Origin of the sequence: Haemophilus haemolyticus, from assembly GCF_003490595.1 — a bacterium.
In the GTDB taxonomy this organism is placed as follows: Bacteria; Pseudomonadota; Gammaproteobacteria; order Enterobacterales; family Pasteurellaceae; genus Haemophilus; species Haemophilus haemolyticus_L.
Map to the genome: position 1 here is coordinate 22,696 of NZ_QQGY01000013.1, position 12,547 is coordinate 35,242.

A 12,547-nucleotide genomic window follows, 5' to 3' on the forward strand; every position below is an offset into this window, starting at 1 on the left:
CCTTACTTCAATGATTTTGATAACATTAAATTTGCTAAAGTTTGCACACCAATTCCAGTGGCTCCAACAGCCCATAAATCACTACCAGATTTACGATAAGTCGCGGAACAATCAATATGCAACCAATTTTGTTGATAATTTTTTACAAAATACGATAAAAATGCCATTGCTGTGCTTGCCCCCGCCCCAACTGGAACAGAACCAATATTAGCAATATCGGCAAAAGATGAATTAATTTGTGAACGATGAAGCTCTTCAAATGGTAAACGCCAGAAGGGTTCATTTTCTGCTTGTGCTGATTGGAAAAGATTCTTCACGAGATCATCATCCATAGACAATACAGAATGATAGTCGTTGCCTACTGCCACTTTTGCTGCGCCAGTTAAAGTCGCACAATCAATAATAAAACTTGGATTTTGGTTATCAGCCTCAATCAATCCATCGGCTAACACCAAACGACCTTCAGCATCCGTATTCAACACTTCTGCGCTCACACCATTTTTATAAGTAATAATATCACCCAATTTAAATGCATTATTGCTTACCAAATTTTCTGCACAACATAAATACAGTTTAACGCGTTGATTTAATCCACGAGCGATAGCAAAACCTAAAGCCCCAGTTAATAATGCAGCCCCGCCCATATCGGTTCGCATTGTACTCATTCCATCACTTGGTTTAATGCTGTAGCCGCCACTGTCAAAAGTAATCCCCTTGCCAACTAAACAAGCTAACACTGGTACATTCGGATCTTGTGTTGGATTGAAATCAAGTTGTAACATAGCAGGCAAGTTAGCTGAGCCTTTACCTACAGTCCAAATTCCGTGATAACCTTGTTGCTCAAGTTCCTCACCAGAAATAATCTTAAAACTTACCGCACTTTTTTCATTATAAATGTCCGCTTGGTTTAAGATGAATTCTGCTGCACGTTCTGCTAATTTTACTGGTGTTAGGCTTTGTGCTGGCTCATTAATAATCCCACGCACAAAATCACCACATTCGATACGCGCTAATAATTCATCTTGCGGTTCATCATCTAAATGTGGAAACTCAATCGCGTAATCTTGTTTTGCGGTATAAAAACCTTGATAAAACGCCCAGCAAAATTCTAAATCCCATCCTTCACCGACTAATTCCACATCTTTAATTCCCTGCCCACGCAATTTACGAGCAGCTTGTTGAACTAAAGTGCGGTCAGTTTTTTGATTATTTTTTAAATGAATCGTAGCTTTATTAGAGTCAAAGCTCAAAATAGCATTTTTTCCCCAAGCGTCAGAGGCTTGGTTTATTGATAATCTAATTTCCATTTTTATTTCCTGAATAGAAGAACATACCGAAAATATAGCGACAATTCTGATCAAGAATCTGATATAGATTTTTGCATAAATGACCAAAATAAGACTAAAGAAAAGAAATAAAATATATTTCCCGAATTATGTGTTAGAAATGCTTGTGTTAAACAATAGCTCATTGTGGATAACACATGAACAATACCAAGGGTAGTAAGTAATTTTATCTTTTTATTATTTGGAAATTTTTTCTGTTTCCGATAAAAAGAACACAGTGGGACCAGAAAAATGCCTAAAATCGCAACTCCGCCTAAGATACCTTTTTTAGCTAATTCATCAATAAATTGGTTATGTAGGTGAGAATATACTGTAAATTCACGAGATACAATGCCTTTATCCGCTAGGCTTTTTTTATATTCATCTAATGCTTTCAAACTCCAACCAGAAATAGGATGCTCAATAAAAGCATCCACTCCCATCTTCCACATATCTAAACGAGCGCCTATACTTCCATCTTTAGAATTTTGAGAATAATGGCTCAGGTTATTCTTCACATCTAATATTCTACCGACAAATTGCTCGTTAGTACTTAATGAAATTCCCCCAACTAGAATACTTAGTACAACAGCACTAAGTAATTTTTTAGATATCATATTTCTATACATGTAAAGTACAAAAACAAATATTAAAGGAACACCGACCCATCCACCTCGAGCGAAAGAAAGCACGCTAGCTAATACACCGAATAATCCAGCAATAGCTGTCACCAATGCCAATCTGTTTTTCTTTATATCAAACAAGTACAAAGCAATAATAAAGCTAAACAATCCTAGCGACATCGCAATATCACCAGATTGAATTTTCATTTGTTCATTAAAAGCTGCGGGTAAATGCAAAATATAGTATTGATAAAGAGCAACTAATCCCGCAACAAAAGATCCTACAGGAATACTATAAAGCAATACATCAAATTTTACCTTGCTATAAATAACAAAAATAATCACAGAAAGAAATAAAAATGCTCTTAGAGGATTATCAATCAGCTTAAATTTATCACCATGTAAAATAATAAAAAAAAGAGCGTTCAGGAAATACAGAGAAATAACAAAAAAGATAGGGTTATTCTGTTTTATAATTTCTGTTATCTTAAACTTCTTATAAATAGAATAGAAAACGAATAAAATACTTACGACTAATAATGCTGTTGAACCATAGTTATATCCTTTAGGGAAAACTAAGAGTAAAGTAAAAAAAGAAAATATAGACGTATTAATAAATAACTTTAGGTATTTTTCTTTGCTATACACTGATTAATCCTTATATAACACATCTACAATTTCTGTTGTTGGATTAAAACCTGTAGACGCATTTAACAATATCTCACGAATAGATATATAATCCCCATTCTTACAAGCTTGCTCTAATTGAGCTAATACGCTTGATAGCTGATCAAATGGCAAATAATATTCTTCTGCAGTCATAATTCGTGAATGTTCAGTCTTATGAACATTATCTCCACCAATTAACAATTCTTCATACAGCTTCTCTCCTGGACGCAACCCAGTATAAGTAATTTCAATATCGCCTTTCAGATTGGTTTCATCCTTAACCGAGAGCCCTGATAATTGAATTAAGTTTTTAGCTAAATCCACTATTTTAACTGCCTCCCCCATATCTAAAATGAAAACATCGCCACCTTTTGCCATTGCTCCAGCCTGAATAACAAGCTGGGCTGCTTCAGGAATAGTCATAAAATAGCGAATAATATCAGGATGTGTAACAGTAATTGGTCCGCCTTTTAGAATCTGTTTTCGAAATAGCGGAATAACAGACCCTGAAGATCCTAATACATTACCGAAACGAACCATACTAAAGCAGGTTTGAGAATTTTTAAGCTGTTCAGAAAGTGCCTGCAAACAAAGCTCCGCCATACGCTTACTCGCTCCCATTGTATTTGTTGGACGAACAGCTTTATCAGTTGAAATGAGAACAAAAGATTTAACGTTATGATCAGCCGCACATTTTGCAACATTATATGTACCGAAAATATTATTCCGAATACCTTCAATGATATTGTATTCCACTAAAGGAACATGTTTATAAGCTGCCGCATGATAAATCGTATCAACATTAAAATGATCTAAAACTCGATCTAAACGCTCAATATCTTGAACATTGCCCAAAATAGGATGAATTTTTATGCTTAAATTATTTCTCTTTACCACCTCAAGTAATTCCTGATGAATGGAATAAAGCGAAAATTCGGAAAGCTCAAATAGTATTAATGTGTTCGGGTGATTTAAAATAATCTGACGACATAATTCAGAACCAATAGACCCTCCAGCTCCAGTTACCATTACTGTTTTATCAAAAATATTTTTTTGTAATAACTCTTTGTTTGGTAAAACAGGCTCACGACCTAATAAATCTTCGATTTTCACTTCACGTAATTCATCAATCTTAGCGTGACCTTGTAAAATCTCTTCCATATCAGGAATAGTTCTTACCTTAATTTTCAAAGGAATTAAACTATCAATGATCGATTTACGTTCACCGCGAGAGGCACTAGGTATAGCTAATAAAATAACTTTAATATTATATTTTTGAACAAGTTTTGAAATATCATTTGGCGAAAATATTTTATTTCCTAAAAGATAATTGCCATGTAGCTTAGTGTTATCATCAATAAATCCGCGAATGCGATAGCGATAAGTATGTTTAAGTAACACTGCCAGTTGATGCCCTGTTGTACCAGCACCGTAAATCAAGACTGATTCATTGTCTTTATCTAAAATTAAACTAATATAATAGCGAACCAACATTCTTGCACTACCACATAGCAAGAACACATAGGAAAAATAAATAATAGGAACAGTTCTAGGTATATCTGAACCAATGAAGAAAGAAAAGAAAATAAGGCTAACTGCTGAAACAAAAGCGCCACCAGCCACCATTGCTAAAGCCTTAAAAGAAATGTAACGCAGTACTGCTCGATACAGCCCTAATTCGATAAAAGTAAAAAGAGTTATAAGTATTGTACATAGTAACGTCATCCAGATTTTAGTGTTATCAAAAGCTACAATCCCGCCCAATCGAGTCCAATACGCAAGGAAAAAGGCGGAAATAAGCAAGATAATATCAATAAAAAGACTTATAACTCTTTTCGTTGTTCTTGACATTCCGAATATAAACGAATACATCATAGTAACATCCTTAAAAGACAACCTAAATAATTATCTATCGTACAATTTTCGATACTGTTAACAATATAATCTTAAAATATTCAAATAAATTTTTATTCTGAATATACTTCATATTATATTTAATCTTCTCAGGCATGATCTCTTCAATATAAGTCTTTTCAGGATCATTAGACTTCCCTAAAAGTTCATTTTCATCCATATACTCAATAGAAGCATAATCAGTAATCCCTGGCTTTACAGAAAGTACTTTCTGTTGTTCATCAGTATAAAGTTCAACATATTTTCTTACTTCTGGACGAGGACCAACTAAACTCATATCACCAAGCAGTATATTAATCAGCTGCGGTAACTCGTCAAGTTTATATTTACGAATAAAATAACCTGAACGGGTAATTCTAGGATCTCGACCACCTACAGTGATTAACCCCTTTTTATCAGCATCAACCACCATTGAGCGAAACTTAAACAGAGCAAAATCAATACTATTCTGTCCAACTCGAACTTGCTTATAAAAAACAGGACCTTTTGAATCAATCTTAATCCAAATAGCTAATATAATGAAAATAGGGGCTAGAACAACTAGCCCAACTAAACTTAAAATAAAATCAAAAAAACGAATCACTTTACTTAACCTTATTATAGGCATTCACAACAGTATCAATTACAAATTTCACTTGCTCATCTGTTAATTGAGGATAGATAGGAAGAGAAATCTCACACTTATAGTTATTATATGCCTGCGGATAATCTTCAATTCTATACCCTAAGTTCTTAAATAAAGTAAGCATTGGCATTGGGATAAAGTGAACATTTACAGCTACTTCACTCTTAGCAATTTCATCAATCATCGCATCTCGTTGCGCTTCAGTAAAATCTTTAATACGTAGCGCATACAAATGATACGATGTTTCTTTTTCATCTTGTTTTGATGGCGGCAAAATTGCCCAATCATATTGTTTAAATGCTTCGCCATAAGTATCAAAAACACGTTTACGTTCTTTCAATAAATCTTCGTAAATACGAATTTGTGCTAAGCCGATCGCTGCATTCACATCTGCCATATTAATTTTCATACCTAGGCCAGTAATATCGTATCGCCAACCACCGGCCTTACTCTTAGAGAAAGCATCTTTAGTTTGACAGTTTAATGCCATTTGGCGAAGCTCACCATAGAGTTTAGCATTATCAAAAGGTGCAGGTAAGTTAATACAAATTGCACCACCTTCAGCTGTTGTAACATTTTTTACAGCATGCAATGAGAAAATAGCAATGTCTGTTTCACTTCCTGTTCTCATGCCCTTTTTGTACCAAGCACCTAAAGAGTGTGCTGCATCATTCAATACTAAAATACGACCAAGTTTTTCTTGATTCTCGCTTTCAGCCTTAAAGAGCGGTCGAATTTCTGAAGATTTTACCAAATCCATAATTTCGTCATAATCGCAAGGGAACCCAGCAATATCAACAGGCATAATAGCTTTCGTTCTTGGTGTAATTGCTTTTTTAATCGCATCCAAAGAAATATTAAAATCTTCTGAAGTATCTACCATTACTGGTTTAGCTCCCGCATGCAATACCGCTAAAGCTGTTGCACTATAAGTATAAGCAGGTACAATCACCTCATCACCTTCTTTTACGCCGAACCAACGAAGCATCATAATCGCTGCAGAAGTCCAAGAGTTTACACAAAGCACTTCTTTGGCCCCCGAGAATTGTTTAATTTCTTCTTCTAACGCTTTAACTTTAGGCCCCGTGGTAATCCAGCCAGAACGTAAAGAATCTACAACTTCATTAATTACATCTTCATTAACATATGGAGGAGAAAATGGAATTTTCATGTTTTTATCCTTTCTATCTAAATAATTTATATAATAATTTTTTCACAAAACTTGGAGAAATAGACATCAAAAAATAAGCAATTGCGTAGATATCTGCTTTAATACCATAATTTAAATCTCTATTTATATAAAATAGACGGAATTTTAGTAGCCCAATTGTTTTTTTCCAATTTGCTCTGCGCTTATAAAAATCGGAACTGCGTCTGAATTTCAAGCCAATATAGTCTATATTAGCTAACTTACAGTTATTTAGAAAACCTTGATACCATAATAAAGTATCTTCCGCTAAAACAACTTCCTTACTATACCTTCCAGCTTTATCAAAAAAAGTCTTCCTGAACATAGCTGTTGGATGAGCTATTGGATCTCGTTTTTCAAAAAATTGATATAACTCGTTATGAAGAAGAGGATATTCTACTGTATCATTGATAACACAATCATTTTCATCAATTTCACAAATCCAGCAACCAACCGCATCAACATCTACATGCTGTTGTAAGAACTCAAGCTGTACTTTAAAACGGTCTCTTTCAGCTATATCATCCGTATCCATTCTAGCAATAAAATTGCCCTTAGCGACCTTCAACCCTTCATTTAATGCTAAAGCAAGCCCCATATTTTTAGGTAATGGAACAGATACTAACTTAGTTCCTATTTTTTCTTTCCAGTAGTTAATTGCTGAATACAAATGATCTGATAAGACGCCATCTTCAACCAAAATAATTTCATCGGGCCTTAAAGTTTGGTTAGTCCATATACTTTCCATGGTTTTATGGAAATATTCTGCCTTCTCTTTATGATAAATAGACATTAACACTGAAACCATGATTAAATCCCTCTTGTTTAATAATTTCTATCAAAAATCGATTGATATGGAGCAGAATCATAGTAAGTTTCAAAGAAAACAAAGTACTCATACATAATAAAATTCAATAAAAAATAAAAAAACAGAATTAAATATTTATATTTATAACTACTCTTCAAAAGCAAATTAACAGAAAATATATTAGACAACATAAATAACAACACAACCCTATGAAAAATATAAAAATTAAAAGATATAGCAATCGAAACAACAAGAAGTGAGTTAAGAATCATTAATGTATTATACCATTTAATATCTTTAAAATACTTCTTATCTAAAAAAAATAAATAAAATACAACAAATGACTTTATAAACCACCTAACTATATTACTAATTGTTGTATGCAATCCATTATAATGATCACTATATAAATAAGAATTAAACTTAGAAAATGAAAGAATATCAAATTTTACAAAAAAATCTCGCAAATCAAATGAAAAAAAGAATACAAAAATTAAAAAAACCAAAAGAGAATAATAAGCCTTGTATTTAATATAACCCAATAAAAAAATAGCAGGTATAAGTAATAACGTTGATGAGTGAAACAAAGAGGAAATCAATATCCAGGATAAGCATTTAATTTTCTTAAAATTACTAAAATACTCACTAACTCCATACACTGCTACACACATAGCAAGAAGCTGCCTAATTTGAGTAAATGAAGAAAAATAAAAAACTAATACATACGTTAAAATCACTAAAACCTTTACATTTAAATTAGATTCTTTATAGGAATAAATAAAAAATAATGTAAGAAATCCGACTACAAAAAAAACAAACTGCTCATCCAACTGGAGATATTTTATAATTTTATTGATAAAATAATACCCCCATTCAACAGAATATCCTGATTGATATTCATCTAAATTATAAAATATCCATACATAATTTTCATAATCAGCGCCAACTTTGTATCTCAACCCTAATACAGCAATAAGAATAGCAAAACTAGACACATAAAATATATAAAACCTCACTATCTTTGGATAGGTTTTATCAGTTATAAAATAAAATAAAAAAGGCATAAATACCAAATTATAAATTATGTATGTAGAAATATATCCATCCATTATATCTCAAGAACCTCTACACCTAACCGTTTGAATAAATCATAACTTTCATTAACAACTTTTATAGGGATTATCAAATCATCCAATTCTTTTGGTAATATCGATATTAACTTCACACTCGATACATTTAACAGATTTAATATTGCCCCACTATAAAAAGTATAAATTATACATTTCTTATTATTAAACTCTTTGGCAAACAATTCCTCAAAAACTAACTTTGACTCAACATATGTAACATTATCAACTCTGTAATCTTCTCTAGGATGAGGGATATAAAAATCAATATCTAACTTCTTAACTATTTTTTCGATGAAATCCTTATTTCTAATAGAGGAATTATAAAATGGCTGCCCTAAAAAAACTTTTATTATCTTCTCATCAGATCTTACATTATCATAATTTTCCGTATTAAATATTGATACAACTTTTGTTTTATTGATAATGTTACTAATATTAGGATAAATAGTATAATGCAACAAACTTTTTTCCTTAACTGTATTCATTGTCGTTTTTATCTTTAATGCAGTCCTAAGAATTTTAGTTCTATTTCTAACACTTCTACTATAAAATGCACTAGTCTTTATAATGTTTGCCGTACCATCATCAAAAGTATACAAATCTATATGTCCCATAGAATCGATTAACAAGTGAATCAATTCATCATTAATATTTGATAAATATATTGAATTAATCCTTTGTTTAAAAAATAAAAAAATCTTAAGTTTTAAGAAGGAAATTCCCCAAGATAAAACTGTTTGCTTACGATATATAAAAAAGGCATCACTCGTTACTTCTTTAAGTAAAGAATAATAATATTCATATTTTTCATTTTTAACTGGAGATAACATGACGCCATAAAATTTCTCTTTCCTACCATTAGATAAAATTATTTCCTTAGCAATCAATACTTGTAATGGTGTGCAACATATAATTAAATTCATATTTTTATTTAACTCTCGATGTCATGACATATAAAAAAGGAAGTATAACACCTGCTCCTAATATGCTAGCAAAGGGGACATATTCAACCCCAAATTGCATAAAGATCGACAACCCTCCTAAATACAGTATTGTAGAAAGGATTGAGCATAATGATATCCATTTATTCTTTCCGTAAAAGAAAAGGTAATTTACTAAAATCAGGTAAGGTACCGAGAACATTGTGGCAATAAGAAACATACTAATATAGTACTTTGTTCCCCAAAACTGTTCCCCTAAAACAAAAATCACAAATTCCTCTGGAATTGCCCACATAATAATAGAAGGAATAGGAATTAAAAGTAATGAAAGCAATGTTAGTTGGTGTACTTTCTGTAAAGTAATCTTCTTTTGTTTTAATGCTTCATAAAAATAAGGTATTGCAGCCTTATTTATTGCTTGAATAATGACTGCAAGGACCAATGCAATTTGAGCCCCCATAGCATAAAGACCTAATTCAGATTCAGTAAATTTATTATAAATAAATACTCGATCTAATTGACCTTTTATAAACATACTGATCTGATGAAAAGCTAAGGGAATACCAAATCCTAGAAAATATAGAAAACCTTTTTGATACTCTGCTATATTAAAAGACTTTCTTCTATGCTCCCTAAAATAGGAAAAATAAACCAATATAAATATTATTAAGTTACCTAAGAATAGAGCAAGAAATCGCTTGCCAACAAGATCACTGTGAGAGAACTCCAAAAATAATACTGTTAATAATGTTGTCAACAATGCACTTCCAATTTGAATTAAAGTATACGAGATTGCCTTTTTCTGACACTGTTTTATACATAATTGAACTGTTAAGAAAGTTTGGAAAATTGAGATCAGAATTAAGTATGCTAAAATTTCAGAATGAAAAAAATAGCAAAATAACAACCCTACGGAACCTACAAGTAAAGCATAAGCATATCCTGAAAATAAGATCAAATTTATAGATCGCTTTCCATAGAAATAAAAGTACCTTGTAACAGCACCTTCTTGACTGAAACTAATAATAATAATAACTAAAGATAATATTGTTTGATAATAGGATAATTCCCCAAAGCCGTTTACACCTAACTTTCTAGACAAATAAGGTAACAGTAAAAATGGGAAAATTTTAGCAACTATCTCACCTATTAAGTAAATAACACTATCTTTTAAGATCATAAATTATCATTTATAAATGAATGTATTAAAACCAACAACTGTTGTATCATCAGGAACATCTTTTGTAACTACAGCATTAGCGCCTATTATGCAATTTTTACCAATAGTAACATCACCTAAAATCTTTGCCCCACATCCAATAATTGTATTTTCACCTACTACTTGATTACAAGGAATACCTCTTTTTTCTTTTTCGTCAAATCTTAATGCACCGAAAGTAACATTCTGATGGATAATAACTCCATCAGCTAGCACTGCTCCACCACCAATGACAATTCCTGTAGGATGGCGAAAAATAACTTTTCCTAATTGACAACCAGGCGTAATATCACAAGCAAATTTACGAAATATTTTTTTATGCAATAAAAAAATAAAAAACTTATTAATATTACAAAGAACTTTATTATTTCTATATTTTTCTACATTTTTATTAAAGCGATTCATTAACGTAATCAAAGAAACAAGTTCCTCATTTAATGATTTTAGGAAAAATTTATGTAATTTCATTATTGATTCTCTAAATCATAAAACCCTTTTGGTTTATATTTATTCTCATCAGCTAAAAACTGCTTAATTATCTCATAAGCCTTTTCTGCTGAGTTTCCCTGATAATAAGGGTTCACCATTTCAGACAAGCGTTTTTGGAAATCATTAGATAATAAATATTTAACACTTTTTCAATACATTATTGATTAATCGTAACATCATAACTTACTCTCTAAGCACGCATTCTTTCTTCTTAATGTTTACAAAATTATTGCTTGTAGAAATATTTAAGATGCATCAAGTACATCTCATGAAATACGTTTTTTCACTGCTGTTTTTTGTTAGTTTGTATAACCGAACCTAATAAAATAAAGAAAGTAGGTAACAGAATACCGATAATAAACCCGATAGCAAGAATCAACACCCTCTTAGGATTATCTTTAACCACAGGATAATCAGGAGAGCTTAAATAATAATACGTTTTTACATCCTCAACTAATTCCAATTGTGAAGCTAATTTATTTAATTTAAATAACTGTCTATCTGTAATATAATAATTAGCTGGGTAAATAACAGGTGTATTTTTAGCAATATCTAGTTGCGCCTGTAAATATTTTTCAGCGAGTATAAATAAATATGTACTATCTGCTAATTTAGAATCAGAGATATTATTTCCTCTTGAAAAATCTTTAATACCCGCTTTTTTAGCAATATCTAACGCATTTGTTAAGTTTTCAACTTGAACCTTTTTTGCTTCTGTTAGATTCTCTTCAATTTGTTCTTTACTAAATCTCAGCTCATCTAAACGTAGGTTAAATTCCTGTTTAAACTCTTGGTTTGTTTGGTTAAGACTATATTGATTTACAAAATTTACATACTCTGTCAATACAGATTGCGCATCTTTTGGAGTTTCTGCTGAGAAGGTGAGTTTTAAACCAATTTTATCTAATTCAGTTAAATCTTTTTTCTTAGGGTCAACTTCGTGAACAATAAGATATTTTAAAACAGTTTCTTCAATATATTTTCTTTTTTGGTCTTCCGTCATATCTTTGGTGTAGTTTTTAACCCATTCAGACTGTTCTAAAAACTTACGTTTTAAATCGTTAGAAAGAAGGAAGTGCTTAAATTGACCATATAGTGAGCTTGATAATCCTCCAGTAGAAAAATCACTATCGCCAATGATACGAGCATATTCTGCTCGTGCAGGTAATAAATGACCTAAATCAGTTGAACGTGGAGCCACAATAATTGCAGTAGAAGTCCATTGCTCTTTCGCAGTAAATGCGTAAACACCCGCAATAGTGGTACCCAAAAAAGCCGATAGTAAAATCCAAATCTTTTTATTCCATAATGCTTTTATTAGCTCAATTAAATCTATTTCATCATTATTTTGATAATTAGTATCATTCATACTTATACCTTATTTAAAATATTTCATTTTTCATGATTTTACAGAATATAACCCTTATTAACAATAAGGGTTATGTGAAGATCTTGTAAGAATACATTCATAAGAAAAATGCGGCTAATATTGATCTGCACCCCAAAAGTTGGACTCAACAAACCAACAATTGAGGTGCAGATTTTTTTATGGGTAAACACTACACAATCGAATTTAAATTACAGGTTCTCCAACCTATTCTGAATCGGAAAATGA

At 31.5% G+C, this 12,547-nt stretch carries 11 protein-coding genes; all 11 read right to left on the reverse strand.

Going from position 1 to position 12,547, the window contains the following annotated elements:
* Positions 1–2 precede the first annotated feature (2 nt).
* The 11 genes from pepB to DV415_RS09725 all read right to left on the reverse strand — a co-directional run bounded on the left by pepB (position 3) and on the right by DV415_RS09725 (position 12,301).
* Positions 3–1,307, reverse strand: coding sequence for an aminopeptidase PepB (gene pepB / locus DV415_RS09675; protein WP_118791075.1), 1,305 nt, complete (start codon positions 1,305–1,307; stop codon positions 3–5).
* A 50-nt stretch (positions 1,308–1,357) separates the two neighbouring features.
* Positions 1,358–2,596, reverse strand: a complete 1,239-nt coding sequence (locus tag DV415_RS09680; RefSeq protein ID WP_118791076.1) for an O-antigen ligase family protein — start codon at positions 2,594–2,596, stop codon at positions 1,358–1,360.
* 3 nt (positions 2,597–2,599) lie between these two features.
* A complete protein-coding gene (locus tag DV415_RS09685; RefSeq protein ID WP_118791728.1) occupies positions 2,600–4,492 on the reverse strand; it encodes a polysaccharide biosynthesis protein in 1,893 nt (630 codons plus the stop codon).
* A 34-nt stretch (positions 4,493–4,526) separates the two neighbouring features.
* Complete coding sequence (locus DV415_RS09690; RefSeq protein WP_275045235.1) at positions 4,527–5,114, reverse strand: sugar transferase; 588 nt, start codon at positions 5,112–5,114, stop codon at positions 4,527–4,529.
* Between the two features lies 1 nt (position 5,115).
* Positions 5,116–6,327 (reverse strand): DegT/DnrJ/EryC1/StrS family aminotransferase, encoded by a 1,212-nt coding sequence (locus DV415_RS09695; RefSeq protein ID WP_118781691.1) that lies wholly within the window; start codon positions 6,325–6,327, stop codon positions 5,116–5,118.
* A 13-nt stretch (positions 6,328–6,340) separates the two neighbouring features.
* A complete protein-coding gene (locus DV415_RS09700) occupies positions 6,341–7,153 on the reverse strand; it encodes a glycosyltransferase (RefSeq protein WP_239990923.1) in 813 nt (270 codons plus the stop codon).
* A gap of 17 nt (positions 7,154–7,170) precedes the next feature.
* Positions 7,171–8,262, reverse strand: coding sequence for an EpsG family protein (locus tag DV415_RS09705; protein ID WP_118791725.1), 1,092 nt, complete (start codon positions 8,260–8,262; stop codon positions 7,171–7,173).
* Positions 8,262–9,206, reverse strand: coding sequence for a glycosyltransferase family 52 (locus DV415_RS09710; RefSeq protein WP_118791724.1), 945 nt, complete (start codon positions 9,204–9,206; stop codon positions 8,262–8,264). Before DV415_RS09710 ends, DV415_RS09705 begins: the two co-directional genes overlap by 1 nt.
* A gap of 4 nt (positions 9,207–9,210) precedes the next feature.
* Entirely contained in the window at positions 9,211–10,404 is a 1,194-nt protein-coding gene (locus DV415_RS09715; protein ID WP_118781695.1) for an oligosaccharide flippase family protein, read from the reverse strand.
* 6 nt (positions 10,405–10,410) lie between these two features.
* A complete protein-coding gene (locus DV415_RS09720) occupies positions 10,411–10,911 on the reverse strand; it encodes a serine O-acetyltransferase (protein WP_118791723.1) in 501 nt (166 codons plus the stop codon).
* Between the two features lie 304 nt (positions 10,912–11,215).
* Positions 11,216–12,301 carry an LPS O-antigen chain length determinant protein WzzB gene (locus tag DV415_RS09725; RefSeq protein ID WP_118775532.1) on the reverse strand — a complete coding sequence of 362 codons (1,086 nt, stop codon included), beginning with the start codon at positions 12,299–12,301 and terminating at the stop codon, positions 11,216–11,218.
* Between the last annotated feature and the right edge of the window lie 246 nt (positions 12,302–12,547).